This is a genomic window from Pseudomonas sp. BN417, from assembly GCF_029871205.1.
Lineage (GTDB): Bacteria > Pseudomonadota > Gammaproteobacteria > Pseudomonadales > Pseudomonadaceae > Metapseudomonas.
Genome location: NZ_SSOJ01000034.1, coordinates 1 through 21835, shown reverse-complemented (window position 1 = coordinate 21835; position 21835 = coordinate 1). Strand labels below are relative to the sequence as shown.

Genomic DNA, 21835 nt, shown 5'->3' with positions numbered 1-21835 from the left:
TTAAACCAGCGTCCCTTCGGCATCCTTGGTCGCGAACCGAGGGGCCACCAGGCTGGCAAACTTCTCCAACTCTTCATTGTTCTGCTCCGGGTCCAGGTGGCCCTGGCCAAACATCAGGAACAGTTCGTTGAAGCCCAGGCGGTCATGCGCGCGGCCGATCTGCTCGGCGATGTCGTCAGCCGAGCCGATCAGCACGTTCGGCATTTTCTGGCCGAACGGGATGAACCACTTGTCCCAGAACCACTTGTGCTCAGCCATCAACTGCTTGGCCTTGTCCTTGTCATCGGTCAGCATCAGGAAACCACCCCAGGCGGCAACATCCTCGCGGGCAACTTCGCGCTCATGCTGGCGGGCGGTATCGGCATAGCGGTTCCACAGGGCATCGCAGAAGTCCAGGTCGGCAGCCAGCACGATCGGCTTGCCGCCTTCCCGTGCCCACATGTCGACGGTGCGCATGCTGCCGGCAAAGCCGCCGTAAATCTTCGGGTGGGGATTCTGGTAGCACTTCGGCGCAATCCCGATCTGGCGCACGATGCCATCGGCATCCATGCCCTTGCCCATGCTGGCATAGGCCGGGTGACCGGCAGAGCCGCCATTTGGCGGGAACTCCCAGTGCTTGCCCTTGTGGCTGAACACGTCGTTGGCCCAGGCCTTCTTGATGACCTGCAGCGACTCCTCGAAGACTTCGCGGTTCAGCGCATCCTGCTCATCGCGGGCCTTGGCGTTGTCCGGCGTAGTGGCGCTGACCCCCGGACGCGCGGCATAGGAGTCGACCCAGCGCGCATGGTAACCACGGGTGAAACCGACCATCAGCCGCCCTTGGAGCATATGGTCAAGGGTGGCGATTTCTTCGGCGATGCGCACCGGGTTATGGGTCGGCAGGGTGTACCCCATGATGCCGGCCTTCATCCGCTTGGAATGCAGGCCCACATAGAGGCTGAACATGCCGGGATGGTTGTTGATCTCAAAACCCTCGATCTGCAGGTGATGCTCAGGTTGGCAGTAGCCTGCGTAGCCAAGCTCATCCGCCAGACGCACGTAATCGCGCACCTCGGATAGAAAGCGCTGATACAGCTCAGGGCGCTGACCGGCCATGCCCGCTTCCAGCTCATAACGACGACCGATCACACCTGTTTGCATCAAATGAAACTTCATTGGGCCTCCTCGGCTCCTGCTTGGGCTCTTTTCGTCTGACTATCGAACAATCAGACATCGAATGTCAACATTTGCGTTGATTGCAAGTGCGAAAAAATACCACCACTTACTTCATGCGCAAAAGCCGGTGAAATGGGTCAGGGACGCCAGTTTTGACGCATCCGCCCCCTTTCGATACATGCTACGGAGAGAAGCGGGGGCCAAGCCCCCGACAACTCAGACGGCAGACATTTGAGCGACGCGCTTAGTTGCAGAATCGTTATCCGACTCGACCCCAACTGAGTCTTGAGGCAAAACCTTCTTAGGTGCCAGCAAATAAGCGGATAGCGCCGGTACCATAATCAGTGCCGCAAGCATATTCCCGAGGAACATGAAGGCCAGCAGCAGGCCCATGTCGGCCTGGAACTTGATCGGGGACCATATCCAAGTGCCCACTGCGGCTGTCAGGGTAACGCCTACCAGCAGCACCACCTGCCCAGTAGACGCCAGCGCACTAGTGTAAGCACCCTTGACCGACATACCCTGGCGCTGGAACGCTAGGAATACAGTCAGCATGTAGAGCGCATAATCCACGCCGATCCCCACACCCAGCGCCACCACTGGCAAGGTAGCCACCTTGAGCCCGATCCCCAGCAGGACCATCAAGGATTTTGACAGAATGGTCACGACAATCAGCGGCAGAATCGCCACCAACACCGCACGCCAGCTTCGGAAGGTTATCCAGCAGAGCAGAATCACCGCAGCGTAAACTAGCACTTCCATCTCGAAGCTAGCCTTTTCCACTGCTTGATTAGTGGCAGCTTCCACCCCGGCGTTGCCGCCGGCCAGCAGGAACTTCCGATCTTCGTTGTTATTTTCGGCGGCAAACGCCTCAACAACCTTCGTCAAGCGCTGCAGGGTTTCGGCATTGTGATTGCTCAGGTAGACGATGATCGGTGCCACCGTACGAGAATCGTTGATCAACCCTGGACGTGCGGTAAACACGTTGTCCACCGCGTCATTGGTGATATAGCGGCTACGACTGATGGTGTACCACTTGGGCGAGCCTTCAAAGCCTGCTGGGGTGAGCCTGCGAGCTATGCTGGCTGCGGATTCGGTGATCTGTACGCCAGGCAAGTCACTCAGCTGCTGTTCCAGCCGGTCAATCTGCAGCAGGGTTTCAAAGTTACCTAGGCCACCCTCAGGCGTCGTCACGATCACCGCGAACATATCTTTCGACAAACCGTAGTTTTCGCGGATGTAATTTACATCTTTGTTATAGATTGAATCCGCGCGTAACTCGGAGGCACCGGCCCCGGAATCACCAATGCTTATCTTCTGGCCATGGATGAAACTAGCAGTTGTGATAATTGCCACGCTGATCAGCACCAAGCGAGCAACGCGCTTTTCAGCAAGATCACCGAGCCACCTGACCATAAGGTGCTCGCCGTGCAGAACCTTCGAAGCGCGCTGGGCCGCGCGGGCACTGATACCGGTGAAGGACAGTACCACTGGAATGAGCAGCAAGTTGGTGATGATCAGCGCCGCGACGCCAACAGTGGCTTGTAGGGCCAAGTCACGGATAGCAGGAATATCGATCACCGAGATCACGGCAAAACCTAAGGCATCGGCTACCAGCGCAACAAAGCCAGCCAGGCACAGCCGCCTGTAGGTCAGTCGCGCAGCCACATAGCGATCGGCACCCTCGCCAATGTCCTGAATGATGCCACTCATCATCTGCGAGCCATGGGACACACCGATGGCGAAAACCAGGAAAGGCACGAGTACCGAAAAGGGATCCAGCACAAAGCCGAACAGTTGCATGATCCCCAACTGCCAGATCACCCCAATCAGCGAGGTGCCAACCACGATTAAGGTACTGGTCAAGCAACGCGAATACCAGTAAACGATGACCGATACGACCGCGGCAGCCACAACAAAATAGCTGAGCACTTCCATAAGGCCAGAAATCAGGTCACCGACCAGCTTGGCAAAACCGATGACATGGAGCTCGACGCCACGGCTCTGGAATTCTGTGTTGATGGCGTTGATGCTGTCTGTAAAAGCCTTGTAGTCAAGCAGCTGACCGGTTACCGGGTCCCGCTCCATCAAGGGCACGAACATCGCGCTGGAGCGCTCGTCCATGGCCACAAGGGAACCCTTCAGCCCGGCCTTCTCGACGTTGGCACGGAGCTGCTCAAGGCTTTTGGGCGAGCCGTCATAATCCGGTGGCATGACCGGGCCGCCGTCAAAGCCTTCCGCGGTTACCGCCGTCCAGCGCACCGAGGCCATCCACAGGGATTGCACGAATGCCCGGTCGACTCCATTGATCAGGAACACCCGGTCATTGAGCTCGCTCAGCGTCTTCTGATACCCGGCGTCGTAGATAGACCCATTCTTGTTCTCCACCACCACCGTAACTGCGTTGCCTAGACTGCGCAGGTTATTTGCAAAGGCGCGGTAGTTCTGGATGTACTCATGGGATGAGGGCATCATTTTTTCAAAACTTGCGTTTACACCAAGCTTCGCACTCTGAAAACCGAAACAGAGCGTTACAAAAACTCCGATCAGAAGAAACAATATCCGATTGTTAAAAAATAGGCGTTCGTGAAAGGCTCCTGATGAGCGATCAAACGTGCCGGCAGTCACATCCAAACCAGGCCCTGCTGCAGTTTTATTATTACTTAACATCTGACATTACTCCTGAGACGTGACTCTGGTCATCTTGTGATCCACCAGCGAAACTTTCGAAAGCCCCTGCAAGTCAGTAACGAGCAACTCACGATCCGATATTTCAAGAATCGAAGTAAAACTAACGGGCGTGCCGGAGTCGATCACCTCAAGGTTGGCAAAGTTCTTGTCACTGATGATTAACTTGCCTGATTGACTGGCAAAGATATAACCTTTGTCATTGGCCCGTCTGAAAGCATCGTTGATGGTGGAACCCTGCAGATCCTTGACTTCCGCCCATGTATTGCCGCGATCTGTACTGCGGTACGCCGCCCCACCAACGCCATAAGCGATGATCAGCCCATTAGCGCCGGTAATTCCGGTAAAGCTACCGGAATACCCGGTTTCGATAATTTCGAATAACTGCCGCTCGGCATTCAGCCTGAACAGCACGCCACGCTCGCTGCCGATAAAGACATCATCACCAATGCCTACCACGCTAGTGAGGTGAAAACCGGACTCATTGGCAATGCGGTCCGTCCATGGTGTCCAAGTCTTCCCACCATCATCGGTGCGCGCAATGTTTCCGAATCCACCTACGGCAAAACCGGTCAACTCGTCACGGAACCAGACATCGAGAAAGGGTAAGGCCGGACCATCGCGATAATTGAGCTCGGTGAGTTCAAGGGCCTTCTCAACACTGCTGTCGCCCTGTTTGAGACGCTTACTGTAGTAATTGATGAACTGCTCGCTGGCCATTCGACCATCAAGCTGCTTGACCCATGTGGCACCTCCATCAGTAGTGGCGAGAATCACGCCATCATGCCCAACTGCCCAACCTTTTGACTCGTTGACCATATCAATGGCAACTAAGTCGCTCTGTACAGGAACCTGAGCTTGAGCCCACTTCCCTCCCCCATCATTGGAATACAGAATCAAGCCTCGCGGCCCAACCACGACTAATGTATGTCCGCTTTTCGCACTGTCAATAAAGGGCTTATTCAGAGGCTTTTCCTGTTCAATGGCGCCATAATCCAGAGGATCTTTGAAATCGGCCATTGATGACGAAGCCAACACGAACAAAATGACAAAAGGTAGGACAAAAACCCTGAGCAGTTTATTCAATAATTTTTTCATACGGGTTTTCTCTTTTTTGCTCAAGCAAAGCTATTAGTGCACGAAAGACTTTTAGATAACTTATGCAACAGCCAGAAGTAAACTCGATGACCTGCGCATTCAAGAAAGGCAGAACCTGGCGGGGTTTACACCTCCGCCAGGGTTCCTCTAGCCGTTAGCGAACGCCCTGAGCCTCAACTGCGCGCGGAGTAAGCGCAATACGCAAACCATCTATAGCGGTATAGGAACGGTTCCAGTGGCCAGGTTGTGAAGCACCGGCATTAATCAGCATGTAGTTGCCTGAAACCAGATCGTTGAAGGCCCACGTGTTGTTATTCACCCCCCCCACGTCGTAGGTCGGGAAACTCTCGATGAAACCGTTTTTCCAGAGCTTACCGGCATTGTCGTAGGTTTCCAGAGCAACGATCTGCCAGCTGTCTTCGTCGATATAGAAGCGGCGCTTGCTGTATACATGGCGGGCACCTGGCTTGCGCTCAGCCTCGACAATCCATACCCGATGCTTTTCGAAGCGCATGGCTTCCGGAGCCAGGTGTTCCTTGCCCAGTACGTCACGCGGGTTGACCTCCTGAGTCAGGGTATAGGCGTTGTAGGGCACGAACCTCTCCTCCTTACCGACCAGCTTGAAGTCAAAGCGATCCATGCGGCCGACGAAGCCGAAGATCTCGTCCCACATCAGTACGCCACCGTAAGAACTGATCGGCAGATCGTAGGCAAAGTCTGGCGCACGACGTGCACGGCGCTGACCCGGAGTGTAGAACCATACCAGCTGACCACCGTTGTCGGCGGTCGGCAGATAGAAGTTCAGGAAGGTCACGCCCGCGGATTGCGGCGGACTGGTTTGCAGTGCCGAGAACGATAGAATTGCGCCGTTTGACTCCTGACGCAGCTTGCCGCTCTGGTCATACCAGGGGCGCATGTGGTACTGGTTTGGGGTGGACAGCACGCTCACACCGCCCTTGGAGTCAACCACGAAGCCCTGATTGTGCTGGTGCATGATCGCCGGGGCAAAGGCCAGCTTGTGGTTCCACATCACCTCATAGCCATTCTTCGGGATCGGGAAGAGAACACCCGGCAGCGGCAGACCATCAGGCCCGGCGCCCTTGACGCCATCTCCCATGATCTCGCCGGTCATTTCGGCAGTTGTCGCATTCACCTGGGTGTTTTTAAGCACCCAGTCCTCATAACGAGCCGAACGGTGGGTTGGGTACACATTGAGCTTGTAGCTGGGATACTTACGCAGCGTAGCCTTGGTACCTTCGGTGAGGAACTGCGAATACTGCTCCATATTGGCGGACGTAATGGCAAACAGAGGCTTCTCATCCTTATAAGGATTGATATAAGTCTGCATCGTCTCCCGGTTGTAGCCAGGAACCGGCTGCAGTCCGCCTGTGTATTCTGGAATGCTACCATCTGCATTACCGGCCTTTTCGGCGCCATGCAGGGTCAGATCCGCACCAAGACGCTTGGCCTCTTCTGCCGATACGGCAGCCAAGGCACTACCTACGAAGCACAGTGCCAGGGCAGGCACGAGCCCGGCAATAATTGTTTTTTTCAGCACGGCTGTCTTCCTTCTTGTGATTATCGGAACAAGTGTGTCTGTAAGGCTTGTAAGTATTACTGGATGCTTGACTCGCTAGGCTGGGCCCTCTTTTAGAACGAGGTGTTGTAGGAAAGCGATACCCAGCCCTTGTCATTCAGACCAGTGGGACCGTTACCACCTGCATATATATCACCGCCGGGTGCGCCGTTAACGATGCGACCAGTGGGATTCCAGTAGTAATCCTGATATTGCAGAGCAAAATAATGCTTTTGGGCTACAGCTGCTTTCACGCCAATAGAGGCAATGACGGAGTCCTCAGCATAAAACCCCCCCGCTGCATAGGCCGGATTTCCGGTAACTCCATACTGGACGAAAATCGGCAGACTTATGTCAGTGGACGGAAGTATTTGCAGCCAGGACGGTTCAAACAGCAGCGCCACTGCAACTGCATTGTCTGTACCACAGCCATCACTCCTGTTACCTTTACAGGCATAACCCTCACCGTTATAGATGTCCTTGTCATGCACTTTAGTCAGATGCGTGTAGGTCACTTCACCGAGGACGGTTGCAGCGTCCCAGAGTGAATTGCCGGGCAGGCTGATCAAAGAGTTCGCTAACACGTTAACCAAGTCACCTTTCGCCACTTCGGAAGGGAAAACGGATTGCAACGCGGTATCCTGACGATAGTTCACTTCGAAGCCGAGGCTGTTAGCCCCAATCGCTGTCTCGTAGGACATCGCGTACATTTTGGACTTTTCGGCGTATTTCAACTCAACTTGAGGGAAGTTCAGAGTTGCAACAGGTTCCGGCTCGTCGTACTGGCGGTAATAAAAGCCAATGCGATCACCATTAGCCCAGGCCGGAGTCCAGTCCAAGCGGACACCGAAGTTGTCGTTGATATCATCGGGATCATCGCTCTTACCAACAACAGCGCCTGGTACTACGCTACCGCCGACATCCGGCCCCTCAAAGAGAATATCGGCAGGTGCCAGATAGGTAGCCCCTTCGGGGAAACGATTGGGACGCCACTCGAGAAAATACTGTGCGGCGATTGACAGTTCATCATTGATATCGAAACTGCCGTAGACCTGCGTACGCGGCAGGATCAACTCTTTGACGGAGGAGCCAGGTTGAGAAAACCCCTTGATGAAGTCAACGGGATGCTGGCCGAACGCAATACCGGAGTAACCGAAGAATACTGCGTTACCCCACTGCTGACTGAAGCGACCTAGCCGTACAGATGCGTTGTGGTCAGCGACTTCGAAGTTGCTGAAAACGAAAGCATCAAGCAACTCAGCACCACGGATGTGGTACTTCTTAGTATGGCTACTATATTTACCATCGCTATAGGTCGGCAGGTACCCCGGACGTACTTCGACATCATCGTCGTAAGCAAAATCATTCCAAGCCGAAGCAGACACACGGAAACCATAATTATCCTGATAGACACCCTGCAACTCGAACAATCCCTGAACACGGTTCGTAACCATTTCCCCGCGATCAAATTTGTGATCGGCGGCGTGGTTATTCGGATTGTTCGCGATACGTGGGTCGCGCCCCTCAACCCTCCAGCCTGCGAGCCACTGCAGGGACGTATCGAAGTTGATCGTCCAGTCCTGGTCGGCCTTCAGAGTGACTGCCTGCGATGCACCAGATGAGAAAATCGTCGCAAGGGCGATCGCTGCTCTCAGCTTCTTTTGACCAAACTGAATCTTGCCAAACCTTGCAATTTCTTTTTGTTGTTTTTGCATTTCTGCTTCTCCTGTCCACGGACCTTTACTGGCCAACAGCACGCCAGCCTGCGCTTCAGTACGTCACCACTCTCCTCTGGATTGCGCCCACCCCCATCGCAACCGCCACCTCACTTTTTCAACTATGACGTTGATATATCATTCGAGCGGCACCTAGTCAACTGCAGCGTTGATAAAATACCCCCCTCCCAACGCGATTCAGGTGGGAGATGCCTCTCAACTGACGGTGGAGCGGCCGCGCTGCCGAGACGCGCAAAGCGCATGATGGGGGAATGAAGGCTATGGCGTTAGCTGCCCAAAGGGACACAACTCGGGGTATTACTTCATGTAAATCAATGGGTTTATGTGGCTTCCCATAGCTCTCGACCAAACGTTTCCAGCCCAGGCAATTGGCCAAGTGTTTCGTCCTTACCCCCTGGAAGCGAATCATCCAGGCCTTCAGACAACTGTCATAGGCGCCGACCTTCTGGATAAGGTAAGCACCGGCAATACGACGCTTCTGGCGCAAACTACGGCGGTGGCGGGTAGCCCCCCTCAGCCCTGGCAGACTGCAGTGGAGCACTGCGCTATCGATTCGCAAAACCCTGCCCGGGTCGAATAATGGCCGTAAGGCCGCACCTATGTGGTGCGCCATAGACTGCATTTCCAAATAGAAGTCTGCATGCTGGCTGCTCCGACACTGCGCACGACCAGAACCGGAATCCGCTCAGCGCCAATGCCCTTTCTCATTGCTATCCCACTGCGCTTGCGAGCAGGGCTTGGCAGCTTACGCGGCCCTGAACGACGCCAAGACGAAGACTTCATCGGCCGACGGTCCTCAACTCATGTTGCGTTCGATGCCCTGCAATCAGGCCGAGAAAATGTAAGCACCAGCGGAACGCAGCGCTCTCACGCCACAGAACGCGGCGCCTTACAGACTGACAGGCATTGGCTTAGCGCTTCGACTTAGCGGCCCTCGTAGGTACCGCTCACGCTACAAGCCCATCTGCACCAAGTAACTGGCATGACAGACCTCTAGCTCTCGGACACATCGCTACAAGCGCAGAAGCTGGCAGCGCTGCAACCAGACACTCGAATAGAACACCTCAGCCTGTCTACTCCACTCAGAACAGCATAGAAGGAATGACCTGAGGTGCCATTCCCCAGCCACTCAAAACACCTTCATCAAGCCCTCCCTACCCGCACCGCCTAACCCCGGCCACAGCATCAGTGATCGCTGCCGCCAAGGAATGCGCAGGCCGCCCCGACAGAAAGCAAGAAATGAAAGTTGACACGCGCGTTGACAAATAAATAGTATCAGTCAACTCTAACGTTGACTGAGGAGAACAACATGACCCAAGAAACCCAGCTGCAAGAACTTATCGACACCCAGGCCATTGAGCGCCTGCTGTTCACCTATGCCTTCCATCTCGACATGAATCAGGCAGCCGAACTGGCTGCCCTATTCACCGAAGACTGTGAGGTCATCTACGGCCCGGGCGGCTTTGGCGCACAGGGGCGCGCAGCCTACGCCAAGACTCTTGAAGGCGTTGGCTCCTTCTTCAAGGCCACTAGCCACCATGTATCGAATATCGTCGTCGACTTCACCGGTCCGGACGAAGCCACTGTGCGCTCTGTTCTCTATGCATGGCACCGCTACAACCGTGAAATGCCTGACAGCCATGTGTGGGGTCAGTATCACGATGTCATCGTGCGCACGGATGGCAAATGGCAGTTCAAGCGCCGCGAGCTGCGCGTGACCGGCGACAAGGACTTTCATGTGAAGAAAACCCTGCCGATAGGACGCAGCTGATATGAGCGCCGCGTCTTCCTACCCGTACGAACACATCCGCATCGAGCACAGGGAGAAAATTTCCTGGCTGATTCTCAATCGGCCTGACAGTGCAAATGCGCTGTCGAACGAGTTGCTCGATGAGTTTTCTGATGCCCTTAAGCGTCTCGCAACCGAAGGCGGCCCGGTGATTGGCATACGGGGAGAAGGACGCGGTTTTTCGGCTGGCTACGACATAGGTCAAGTTGGCAAGGCAAATGGCTACGGCAGTCTCGTACCTGATCCGCTCGCTGATCGCGAGCGTCTGCGCCGGAACGTGGACCGTTATGTGGCGATGTGGGATCACCCCAAACCGATCATCGCCGCTGTTCACGGCTACTGCATCGCGGGAGCCACGCAGATCTGCGTGTATGCGGATATCACTGTTGTGACCGATGACGCCAAGATCGGTGAACCGACCATCCCGATTGGGGGCGGCTACGTGGCCCCCCTCTGGGTACCACTGGTGGGAGCCAAGCGGGCCAAGGAATTGGCTTTCGTACCTGGAAACAGCATTGACGGGAAAACTGCAGTCGAGTGGGGCTGGGCCAATCACAGCGTGGCTCCAGACCAGCTCATAGAGTGTGTCGAAAGTCTCGCCGAGCGCATTGCCCTGACACCTCCGGAAGTTCTGCGTATCAAGAAGCTGTCCATCAACCGTGCCGCCGAAGCGATGGGCTTCCGTTCTGCCGGAGCTGCGGTAGCCGAGATGGACGCACTGCTACACGTGGCGCCCTCGGTGCTGGAAATCAAACAGAAGCTTGCCGAAATAGGTTTGAAGGAGTCGATAAAGCTCTACCGCTCAGAGCGGACGACTCCCCTGACCCCGGCGAAAAAAATACAGGAATAAGAGCCATGTCTAACGTCGACTTCTACATTGAAGGCCATATTGCTCACGTACGGCTGAACCGCCCCAAATCCCTCAACGCCATCAATGGCGATATGGATCAGGCCTTGTTTGATGCGTGGCAGGAAATTAACCGCAATCCGGAAGTCTGGGTAGCCGTGCTTTCTGCAGAGGGTGACCGCGCTTTCTGTGTTGGCGGTGATATCAGTGGCGGCACCGAACGTGCATCGCGCATGGCTGTCGGTGGTGGCCTGACCGGTATCGGTGGCCCGCTGGTGAAACTGAAGAAGCCACTGGTTGCCGCTGTTCAGGGCTATGCGCTAGGCGGTGGTTTCGAGCTGGCCTTGTGTGCCGACATTATCGTTGCGGCAGACAATGCTCAATTCGGCCTGCCGGAGACGAAGGCTGGCATCATCGGCGAATGCGGCGTCGTTCACCGCGCAATTCGTCAGCTCCCGCAGCGCGTTGCCATGGCCATGATCCTGACGGGGGATCGCATGTCCGCCCAGGACGCCTTCAGCTATGGCCTGGTGAATGAAGTGGTCGAGCCGGCCAACCTGGCAGAAGCAGCCACGCGCTGGGCGGAAAAGGTCGCAGCCGCTTCCCCGCTAGCCAACCAAGCCGCCAAGGACGCAGCAATGAGCCGCCTCGACTACCCGCTTGAAGTTGCCCTGGCAACCCGTTTCGAGTCGATCGAGGAATATGCCTCCAGCGAAGACGTACTCGAGGGCCGTAACGCCTTTATCGAGAAACGTAAAGCGGAATGGAAGGGACGCTGAGCCTAGCCTGTCGCACCGGGGCCGGGCGCTAAGCGTTCGGCCTTTTTTGTATTTAGAAGGGCAAAACATGATCAACAAGCTTCTGATCGCCAATCGCGGAGAGGTGGCCATCCGTATTGCCCGTGCTGCAGCCGACCTAGGTATCACCAGCGTCGCAGTCTACCCGCAGGATGATGCGCGATGCCTACATACCCGTATCGCCGACCAGGCCATCCCGCTCGAAGGCGTTGGCGCAGCGGCCTATCTGGATGCGCAGCAACTGATTACCCTGGCCCGCCAGCATGGCTGTGATGCCATCCACCCTGGGTACGGTTTCCTCAGTGAACAGCCGGATTTTGCCAGACGATGTGAAGCCGCCAATATCCGCTTCGTCGGTCCGTCCGCAGATGTCCTCGCCAGACTTGGCAACAAGGCCAGCGCCAGAGTGTTGGCCAAGCAGTGCGCAGTTCCGGTGATTCCCGGAACCGACGGCGCAATCGATCTAGAACAAGCTCGCGCTTTTCTTGCCAACTTGCCAGCGGGAAACCCAGCGCTGCTCAAGGCGATTGCCGGTGGCGGTGGCCGTGGCATGCGAATACTGCTCGATGCCGATCAGCTGGAGGATGCCTTCCATCAGTGCAGCGCCGAGGCTCTGTCGGCCTTTGGCGATCATGAGCTGTACATCGAGGAAATGGTGGCCCGCGCACGACATATAGAAGTGCAAGTGATCGGTGACGGCACAGAAGTGAGCCACTTGTGGGAAAGGGAATGCAGCCTGCAACGCAAGCACCAGAAGATGTTGGAAATTGCCCCGAGTCCGTCGCTCAGCAGCGACCTGCGCGAAGCACTGGTTGATGCCGCACTCAGGCTGGCCCGCACGGTTGGCCTCAGCAGCCTGAGCACCTTCGAATTTCTGCTCGATGAGCAGACCGGCCGCTTCTTCTTTATAGAAGCCAACCCGCGACTGCAGGTGGAACACACCATCACCGAGGCCGTCACCGGGATTGATCTAGTGCAGGCGCAATTGCGTCTGGCTGGCGGCGAGACATTACGCAGCCTGCATCTGCAACAGGCGGACATTCCTCCTGCGCAGGGCTTTGCCATGCAACTACGCATCAATATGGAAAGCATGCAGCCTGACGGCAGTGTACTGCCGAGTGGCGGCACACTCAGCATCTTCGAACCGCCGGGCGGCCCCGGCATTCGGGTCGACAGTTTTGGCTACGCCGGGTACAGCATCAATCCCCGCTACGATTCGCTGCTGGCTAAACTGATAGTGCACAGCCCTTCCGGAAGCTTCAGCGAGCTCGCTCAGCGCGTCTATCGCACCCTTTGTCAGACGCGCATACAAGGTGTCGAAACCAATATCGAGTTCCTCAAGAACCTGCTTTGCCACCCTGCCGTGGTCGAGGGCCAGGTGTATACCCGCTTTATTGATGAGCACCTGGGGCAGCTAATTCGCAGCCCAAGCCAGAAGCATCCACAACAGTTCTTTACCGAGTCATCCGGTCCTGCTCCCACAGCACATCCAGATGAGCATTTTCTGGATGGCCTGAGAATGATTACCGCCCCCATGAGCGGCCTGCTGATTGAACTGCATGTCGCCGAGGATCAGCCGGTGCACAAGGGCCAGGCGCTGGCGATGATCGAATCGATGAAGATGCAGCATGTGATCAGCGCGCCAGCTAGCGGGATCATCCGTCGCGTCAGTGTGGACATGCATTCGGCCGTTACCGCAAACCAAGCCCTGCTCTATCTTCAAGAGGCCGATGTCGATTCGGTCGATAGCGGATCGCTACAGGCGGTTGACCTGGATACGGCCAGAGCGGACCTCTCCGAGGTCCTATCACGCCACGCCCTCGGCCAGGATGCGTCGCGTCCGCAGGCGGTGGCGCGCCGGCATGCAAAAGGCAAGCGCACTGCTCGCGAAAACATAGCAGACCTGTGTGATGCAGACAGTTTCATTGAGTACGGGGCCCTGACCTTTGCCGCCCAGCGCAGCCGTTTTTCCGAACAGGAACTGGCCATCTCGACACCTGCGGACGGTCTGATTGCAGGGGTTGCCAGCGTCAATGGCAATCAGTTCCAGCCCGCACAAGCCCGGTGCATGGTGCTGGCCTACGACTACACCGTGCTGGCCGGCACACAGGGCATCATGAGCCACAAGAAGCTTTCGCGCATGCTCGGTATTGCCAACGAGCTGGAAATTCCCCTGATCATCTATGCCGAGGGGGGAGGCGGCCGGCCAGGGGACAGCGACGATGCCACCCGGGCAACCGGGCTGAACATGCCCAGCTTCCTGCAGTATGCCCGCCTCAGTGGTCTGGCGCCGCGAATCAGCATCGTCAGCGGCCGCTGCTTTGCCGGCAATGCGGTGCTGGCCGGTTGCAGTGACATCATCGTTGCCACCCGGGATGCCAATATCGGCATGGCTGGGCCAGCGATGATCGAGGGCGCGGGACTCGGTGTGCATGCGCCGGAGGACATTGGCCCGGTCAATCTGCAGGCTAAGAACGGCGTGGTCGATTGTTTGGTAGATGACGAGGCGCAGGCCACAGCGCTGGCCAAAAAGCTGCTGGGCTATTTTCAGGGGTCGCTCGGGCACTGGGAATCTGCTGACCAGCGCGGGTTGCGTCACAGCGTGCCGGACAACCGCCTGCGCTCCTATGACGTGTGGTCAGTAATCGAGACCCTATCGGATAGCGGCTCGGCCATACAGCTGCGCGAGCAGTTTGCCGCCAATATGATCACCGCGCTGATACGCATTGAAGGGCGTCCGCTCGGAGTGATAGCCAACAATCCGCACATCCTCGGCGGAGCCATCGATACCGATGCTGCAGACAAAGCCTCGCGCTTCCTGCAGCTCTGTGATGCCTTTGATTTGCCGGTGCTCAGCCTGTGCGATACCCCCGGTTTCATGGTCGGTCCGGAGAGCGAGAAAACTGCGCTTGTGCGCCACTCCAGCCGGCTATTCGCGGTGGCAGCGAATATGGCCACGCCGCTGTTCAGCCTGATACTGCGCAAGGGCTATGGCCTTGGCGCCATGGCGATGACCGGCGGTTCCTTCCACGCACCGCTATTCATTGCTTCCTGGCCGACCGGCGAGTTTGGCGGCATGGGTTTTGAAGGCGCGGTCAGACTGGCCTATCGCGACGAACTGGAAGCCATTGCCGACCAGCAGGAGCGGAAGACCCTGTTCGACAAGTTGGTCAACGACTATTACCAGCGCGGGAAGGCCAGCAGTGTTGCCGCATCGCTTGAGTTTGATGCAGTGATAGATCCGGCCGCATCACGTCAGTGGCTAGTACGTTGCCTGCAGTCGTTAAAGATGGTGGGGCCCAGGCAGGGCAAGAAGCGCCCCTTCATCGACACGTGGTGACGCTAGCGCACTCTGCACTCTTGAAGCTCAGCCGTCACCCCGACAACCCTGCGGTCGCCCACCGAGGCACTCAGCCGCAGGCGTCGCGGCGAGGTGCTGTGTGCGCAGAACTCAGCAACACAGTCAGAGCACTCTCCGACGAATACATTGTCGAAGAATCGGGCCTTGATTGACTTGTCGATTCCCCAACCCTAGCGCCTCGACGGCCCGGTCACCCCCAGTGGATCGGGTTCGGTTCATCCATCAGTGCGGCGATCACCTTCATGGTGACGGGGGCCTTTTGGGTGGTACCCACGTCGCGCTTCATAGCGTTTCTCCAAGGTTCATGTTGATAGGATGACTAACCACTGCTGTCCTACGGTGGTCAACGGATGTCCACCATCAGCCAGAATCCGGTATTCCAGCGTGACACGGTCGAACAGGGCATAACGCCAACCCTCCTTGCGCTCAATGGTGGTTATGGCAGTCGGCACCCGATAGCTGCTACGACGACGAAGGGCTCATCGAAACTGAAAGCAATCTCGTCGAACAACACTTTTTCGGCTCAATCCTGGGAAGGCTCATCAATTCACCGATCGACGCACCGGCACGTCGAAAGGCTATCAGGCACGCAATGCCCGGGTTATTGCCCAACTTGGAGGAGCATTGCACCGCATCGTGCTAAAGAGCTACATGGTGCTCGTGCAGGTTGAACATCCCCTCCCGGAACCGCGCAAATGCAAGCGGATCGGGGGCTGGCGGCGCAAATAGCATGACCTCGCCTTCTTCGGCGGAGGGAACTGACAGACTGGCGGTTCAGGCCCAGCGATCACTCCCCCGTGCGTCGATCGGCCGCCAGACAGCGGCTGGGCGGTGAAGGATTCAGCTTCTAGCCCAACACACTGGTGGGCCTATTGCCAACCCTGCCCTCCAGGCCACACCCATGCTGGAAACACCACGCCACCCGCAGCCGGGGACAGAAGTTCAGGACCTGGGCTTGATTATCGCTGCGCACCTGCTGCCCCCTCTTCCGCCCCTGCCTAGCTCAGACTCAGGCGATCCCGCGGTGCAGCGGGGCATCCGAGGCAATCGCCAGAGCTTGCAGAATAGCTTTGCGCCCGACGCCCAACTGCACTGCGTTGGCCAGGTGCAGGCGCAGACCCGGCATGAAGCGATGCGATGGTGCGGCATCCACCGCCAGGGAGATCAGCTCCTTGAGGTAGGCACGCAGTGCCGCGGTTTTCCAAGGCACTGCGCAGTACATGAAGAATGCCTCAAAGGCCTCGGGCGATTGACGAAGCAGGGCGTCCAAAAAACCGGGCACCTGCTGCTCCATGCTGTCCCAGAACGGATCATCACCGACATACTGATCCCAGAGCTGCTGGCGTAGGCTATCCAGCGGCGCGCTGATGGACAGGTCGCCCCGCTCACGCAGAACCGCGGCCACAGTACTCGAGCCCACCATGAGGGTGTGCACGCCCAGACCGGAGACCAGCACCAGTACTTCGTGCACCTGTGCGGCGCTCGCACCGGCATCCAACGCCCGCCGCACATAGTCTTGCGTGCCCTGCATATCCAGGGCCGATGGCGAGGCTCGGACCGCAAGGCCAATCAGCGCGGCATCCCGCTCGGATAAGGGCTCGCCGTCCAGCACGGACTCGAGAAAGCCCTCTGCGTAGGTTCCGATCTCTTCGAGTGTCAACATTCGCTACCCTGGCCCATATCCGTCTACCCCGTTCGGTTCTACTGTGACCGGGGTGCAACAGCGCCCCGGCGCGACACTGCGGCCTAGTCGGTCAGCATGCTGCGCAGCGCGCGCTTGTTGACCTTTGTTGCGGACATGGGCCAGGTACCCGGCTCAACGAAATGCACAGCCCGAGGGACCTTGAAGTTAGCGATTTTTCCTTTACAGAAAGCGATCAGCTCTTCAGCGTCGACAGTCTTGCCCGGCTTAAGCTCGACGAAGGCCACCGGCACTTCGTCCAGGCGCGGATCAGGCTTGCCAACCACTTCCGCAATGGCCACGCAGGGATGCTCGCAGAGGTAGGATTCGATCTCGATGGCTGCGACGTTTTCACCGCCGACCTTGAGCATGTCCTTGAGGCGACCATTGAAAACCAGGCTGCCGTCTTCGGTGCGCAGATACAGGTCGCCGGTATGCAACCAGCCATCCTTGTCCAGGGTGTCTGCAGTCTTCTCCGGGTCGCGATAGTAGCCTTCCATTACGCAGAAGCCACGCACCAGAATTTCACCTACTTCGCCGGGTGCGGCATCGCCTTTTCCGTCAAGGCTGGAAATGCGCACCTCCATACCGACGGCAGGACGGCCCTGGGTGTTGGCGCGCTGTTCTGCCGTTTCGCCTGCGTCGGTCAGGGCAAAGATACCGGCAGTCTCGGTCATACCGCAGGCCTGGAAAAGTTCAGCGTCGGGAAAGGTCTTCTGAACCTTTTTTACCAGTGCAGGTGGGCCGATCAGCATAATCTTGCGCAGCGACGCCAGCTTGCCGGCATCAAAATCAGGGTGATCAAGCACGCCTTGCACGATGGCAGGGAACCAAGGCCAGGCCATGCTCACCCCTTCCCGTTCCATCAAGGTGATGGCCCGCCCGGGCTCGAAGAAGGTATCGGTCAGGTAGGTGCCAAGGGTTCCAATCACGCCGAGGAAGGGGGCGATCGCTGCAATGTGGAACAGCGGACCTGGGTTCCAGGCAACATGGTGTTCACCTGTGGCAAACCGTGAACGGGCGCGCTGCACTGAGCCGCGCACAATGGCTTCATGGGTCAGCATGCAACCCTTGGGGTTGGCCGTTGTGCCAGAGGTGTAGACCAACAGTGCCAGATCGCGAATACGCACGCGCAGGCGAGCCTCATGCACTAGGTTCGCATCGATGCTCTGTGCCAAACGATCGAACTCCGAACGTCCGACAAACCCCTTACGGCACTCGCCCTTCAGCAACACGGTACTGCGCAGGCAGAGTACTTCTGGCAGGACCAAGGCTGCTGGGTTCACAGCCTTAGGCAATGAGGGCAATGCATCGCAGAACAGCGCGGTGAAATTGGTGTATTCGTTATCGTCCGCAGTGGTCAGCAAAGCGACGAGGTTGGCGTTTTGGATGATATAGCCAATCTCGCTGGCCTTGTGCCGGGCATTGATCGGCACCGCTACACAACCGAGCATCACCGCGCCGAGAAAACCTTCAATGAATTCAGGGCAGTTGGCGGACATCAGACCAACATGCTGACCAGGACGAACGCCGAGAGCGATAAGACCGCGGGCCACCTGTATGGCGTTGTCACACAGCTGACGGTAGGTGCGCCTTTCCTCAGGGAAAACTATCGCATCCCGCGCTGGCTGCAAATGCGCCCCTCGTACGATGAGGTCGCCTATTGGGGAAACCTCAAACCATTCTGTTGTTTTTGTCATTGAACGTCCTCCGCTACGGACAGAAGGCAGTTGTTACTCTGGTAGCCCTCTGCACGTTTTTAATTATGTGCACGGCACTGTTTGAATAACAAAAAGATCGCACTGCGCACACTAGAAGTCAACACAATCGTTGAAAACCAGCAGATCAGAATTCAGAATTCTGCATTGCAGGCGCATCACAAGTTGTCTGATTCAGCCTGCATTTACAGCCACTGGCAAAGATCAACGGGGGGGCAACTGAGCGCAGCTCCCACCCTTCAACATCATCTGGCCGTTTTGCCGGAAAGACTTACTTCTCGGCGGCCAACGCAGCCATTAGGCTGACCATTTCCATTGCCGACATGGCGGCTTCTTCCCCCTTATTACCGGCTTTGGTGCCGGAGCGCTCGATAGCCTGCTCGATAGAGTCGACCGTCAGCACGCCAAAGACAACGGGGACAGCAAATTCGAGGGCGAGCTGACCAATGCCCTTGATGCATTCGCCGGCCACATGTTCAAAGTGAGGTGTACCGCCGCGAATCACCCCCCCTAATGCGATGATGGCTTCAAACTGCCTGCGCTCGGCGACCTTCTTGACCACCAGCGGGATTTCGAAGGCGCCAGGCACGCGCACGATGGTAATGTCCTTCCCCTTGATACCGTGACGCTTCAGTGCATCTAGGGCACCGGACAACAGACTTTCCACCACAAAACTGTTAAAGCGCCCCACCACCAGCGCATAACGCCCCTGCACGGATGCCAAATCACCTTCGATGGTACGAATGGAATACATCCTTCAGCTCCATAACCCGTAAGTGGCCGCCGGAAAGCTAAATGTCGGCCGCAGCGCTGAATTCGCTTGGCTTCCAGCCTCTGCCAACTAGATATCAATCATCTACGCCTAGCATCCTTGCCCAGCCTTTCCTGCTTATCGCCAACCAGAAGGCGCTCCACATACCGCGCAATCAGATCGATTTCGAGGTTGACCTGCTGGCCGACTCGGTAGTCGGACATATTGGTCATTTTCATAGTGTGCGGCACGATATTCAGATCAAAGCAGTCATCGGCCACCGCATTGACCGTCAAACTGACACCATCCACGGTAATCGAACCTTTCTCCGCGATGTAGCGGGAGAGCGCCGCAGGCGTCTGGATGCGCATCAGCCATGAGCGCGCGTCACATGACAACAAAACCACCTTGCCGAGCCCGTCGACATGGCCACTGACCATATGACCACCCAACCGCGAGTTCGCCCTGAGCGCTTTTTCCAGATTGACGCGAGCGCCCTGCTTCAACCCGGCCAGACTGCTGCGGCTAAGCGTTTCCTGACTGACATCGGCCCAGAAGCCATCCTGCAGCAGACGGACGACTGTCAGGCAGACACCGTTGACGGCGACACTGTCCCCTAGCCCCAGATCAATCAAATCCAACGTACCGGTCTGAACGAAGATCCTGAGATCCCCATTGCAGGGCTCGATCGAGCCAATCAAACCAACCGCTTCAATAATTCCGGTAAACATCTATGCACCTAGATGGCCCGACTCAAGCGACCTACCCGCAACCTTGCCTAGGTTCGGCCGAGCCTTGCGCATAACCGACTTGCAGCAGCTTGCCAATTCCGAGTTACAGAGATGCAAAGCCACCATATCCGCCACGGTAGAAGAGCAGTGCAGAACCTTCGGACTCGATCTGCAACTCACGCACAGCACCAATGACGATATAGTGATCACCTGCGTCCTGAACGGAATGTAGGTCACAATCGATCCACGCCACCACGCCCTCAAGGATCGGGGAGCCATTGTCTGACAGCTGGTATGCCAGTCCAGCAAACTTGTCTTCCGCCTTGGAGGCAAAGCGTTTACAGACACCCAGTTGCTGATCGCTTAGCACATTGACGCAGAACTTGCCGGCACTCTCAATCTTCGGCCAACTGGTGGAACTGCGGTCGGGCAGAAAGGCCACCAACGGCGGATTAAGTGAAACCGAGGTGAAAGACCCAACTGCCATACCCGACACCCTGCCGTCCCGATCCATCGCGGTAATGGCACATACGCCGGTGGGATATTGGCCCAGAACGGTTCTGAACCATTGCGGGTCGATCACGTCTCGTACTATCTCTGTCGCGACTTCAGTCATGATGCATCTCCAGATAAATTCGCGTGGCGTTCACTCCTGATACCTTCACTGCATCTCAGGTTGATCAGGTGATGACGTTTGAAGCAGGGAGGACTGGTGCCGACCTGCTCCAATGGTGCTCTAGCTGGCGTTAAACCAGCGTCCCTTCGGCATCCTTGGTCGCGAACCGAGGGGCCACCAGGCTGGCAAACTTCTCCAACTCTTCATTGTTCTGCTCCGGGTCCAGGTGGCCCTGGCCAAACATCAGGAACAGTTCGTTGAAGCCCAGGCGGTCATGCGCGCGGCCGATCTGCTCGGCGATGTCGTCAGCCGAGCCGATCAGCACGTTCGGCATTTTCTGGCCGAACGGGATGAACCACTTGTCCCAGAACCACTTGTGCTCAGCCATCAACTGCTTGGCCTTGTCCTTGTCATCGGTCAGCATCAGGAAACCACCCCAGGCGGCAACATCCTCGCGGGCAACTTCGCGCTCATGCTGGCGGGCGGTATCGGCATAGCGGTTCCACAGGGCATCGCAGAAGTCCAGGTCGGCAGCCAGCACGATCGGCTTGCCGCCTTCCCGTGCCCACATGTCGACGGTGCGCATGCTGCCGGCAAAGCCGCCGTAAATCTTCGGGTGGGGATTCTGGTAGCACTTCGGCGCAATCCCGATCTGGCGCACGATGCCATCGGCATCCATGCCCTTGCCCATGCTGGCATAGGCCGGGTGACCGGCAGAGCCGCCATTTGGCGGGAACTCCCAGTGCTTGCCCTTGTGGCTGAACACGTCGTTGGCCCAGGCCTTCTTGATGACCTGCAGCGACTCCTCGAAGACTTCGCGGTTCAGCGCATCCTGCTCATCGCGGGCCTTGGCGTTGTCCGGCGTAGTGGCGCTGACCCCCGGACGCGCGGCATAGGAGTCGACCCAGCGCGCATGGTAACCACGGGTGAAACCGACCATCAGCCGCCCTTGGAGCATATGGTCAAGGGTGGCGATTTCTTCGGCGATGCGCACCGGGTTATGGGTCGGCAGGGTGTACCCCATGATGCCGGCCTTCATCCGCTTGGAATGCAGGCCCACATAGAGGCTGAACATGCCGGGATGGTTGTTGATCTCAAAACCCTCGATCTGCAGGTGATGCTCAGGTTGGCAGTAGCCTGCGTAGCCAAGCTCATCCGCCAGACGCACGTAATCGCGCACCTCGGATAGAAAGCGCTGATACAGCTCAGGGCGCTGACCGGCCATGCCCGCTTCCAGCTCATAACGACGACCGATCACACCTGTTTGCATCAAATGAAACTTCATTGGGCC

At 57.2% G+C, this 21835-nt stretch carries 15 protein-coding genes; 4 read left to right on the top strand and 11 right to left on the bottom strand.

Going from position 1 to position 21835, the window contains the following annotated elements; translation table 11 throughout:
* The 5 genes from E8F11_RS02600 to E8F11_RS02580 form a co-directional block, all read right to left on the bottom strand.
* The gene (locus E8F11_RS02600; protein ID WP_069084951.1) at nt 1-1155 is read right to left on the bottom strand and encodes an LLM class flavin-dependent oxidoreductase; all 1155 of its coding nucleotides are present in this window, start codon (nt 1153-1155) and stop codon (nt 1-3) included.
* A 216-nt stretch (nt 1156-1371) separates the two neighbouring features.
* Nucleotides 1372-3825 carry an MMPL family transporter gene (locus E8F11_RS02595; RefSeq protein ID WP_069084952.1) on the bottom strand — a complete coding sequence of 818 codons (2454 nt, stop codon included), beginning with the start codon at nt 3823-3825 and terminating at the stop codon, nt 1372-1374.
* A gap of 6 nt (nt 3826-3831) precedes the next feature.
* Entirely contained in the window at nt 3832-4941 is a 1110-nt protein-coding gene (locus E8F11_RS02590) for a YCF48-related protein (RefSeq protein WP_280287241.1), read from the bottom strand.
* 154 nt (nt 4942-5095) lie between these two features.
* Nucleotides 5096-6499: a DUF1329 domain-containing protein gene (locus E8F11_RS02585; RefSeq protein WP_069084954.1), complete on the bottom strand. Its 1404-nt coding sequence runs from the start codon at nt 6497-6499 to the stop codon at nt 5096-5098.
* Nucleotides 6500-6591: 92 nt separating this feature from the next.
* Complete coding sequence (locus E8F11_RS02580) at nt 6592-8232, bottom strand: DUF1302 family protein (RefSeq protein WP_069084955.1); 1641 nt, start codon at nt 8230-8232, stop codon at nt 6592-6594.
* A gap of 1330 nt (nt 8233-9562) precedes the next feature.
* Between E8F11_RS02580 and E8F11_RS02575 the strand changes: the two genes are divergently transcribed.
* The 4 genes from E8F11_RS02575 (at nt 9563) to E8F11_RS02560 (ending at nt 15026) form a co-directional block, all read left to right on the top strand.
* Nucleotides 9563-10024: a nuclear transport factor 2 family protein gene (locus E8F11_RS02575; RefSeq protein ID WP_069084956.1), complete on the top strand. Its 462-nt coding sequence runs from the start codon at nt 9563-9565 to the stop codon at nt 10022-10024.
* 1 nt (nt 10025) lies between these two features.
* Nucleotides 10026-10892, top strand: coding sequence for an enoyl-CoA hydratase-related protein (locus E8F11_RS02570; RefSeq protein WP_069084957.1), 867 nt, complete (start codon nt 10026-10028; stop codon nt 10890-10892).
* A 5-nt stretch (nt 10893-10897) separates the two neighbouring features.
* Nucleotides 10898-11668 (top strand): enoyl-CoA hydratase-related protein, encoded by a 771-nt coding sequence (locus E8F11_RS02565; protein WP_069084958.1) that lies wholly within the window; start codon nt 10898-10900, stop codon nt 11666-11668.
* A gap of 67 nt (nt 11669-11735) precedes the next feature.
* Nucleotides 11736-15026: a carboxyl transferase domain-containing protein gene (locus E8F11_RS02560; protein WP_069084959.1), complete on the top strand. Its 3291-nt coding sequence runs from the start codon at nt 11736-11738 to the stop codon at nt 15024-15026.
* A 1030-nt stretch (nt 15027-16056) separates the two neighbouring features.
* Here E8F11_RS02560 and E8F11_RS02555 read toward each other — a convergent pair.
* From E8F11_RS02555 to E8F11_RS02530, 6 genes are all read right to left on the bottom strand, one after another.
* Nucleotides 16057-16710: a hypothetical protein gene (locus E8F11_RS02555; protein WP_069084960.1), complete on the bottom strand. Its 654-nt coding sequence runs from the start codon at nt 16708-16710 to the stop codon at nt 16057-16059.
* 83 nt (nt 16711-16793) lie between these two features.
* Nucleotides 16794-18428, bottom strand: coding sequence for an AMP-binding protein (locus E8F11_RS02550; protein ID WP_280287240.1), 1635 nt, complete (start codon nt 18426-18428; stop codon nt 16794-16796).
* Nucleotides 18429-18717: 289 nt separating this feature from the next.
* Complete coding sequence (ribE, locus tag E8F11_RS02545) at nt 18718-19200, bottom strand: 6,7-dimethyl-8-ribityllumazine synthase (RefSeq protein ID WP_069084962.1); 483 nt, start codon at nt 19198-19200, stop codon at nt 18718-18720.
* Between the two features lie 98 nt (nt 19201-19298).
* Nucleotides 19299-19928 (bottom strand): riboflavin synthase, encoded by a 630-nt coding sequence (locus E8F11_RS02540; RefSeq protein ID WP_083245964.1) that lies wholly within the window; start codon nt 19926-19928, stop codon nt 19299-19301.
* A 103-nt stretch (nt 19929-20031) separates the two neighbouring features.
* Nucleotides 20032-20544: a flavin reductase family protein gene (locus E8F11_RS02535; RefSeq protein WP_069084963.1), complete on the bottom strand. Its 513-nt coding sequence runs from the start codon at nt 20542-20544 to the stop codon at nt 20032-20034.
* A gap of 130 nt (nt 20545-20674) precedes the next feature.
* Nucleotides 20675-21835, bottom strand: a 1161-nt coding sequence (locus tag E8F11_RS02530) for an LLM class flavin-dependent oxidoreductase (protein WP_280287239.1), incomplete at its 5' end; no start/stop codon positions are given.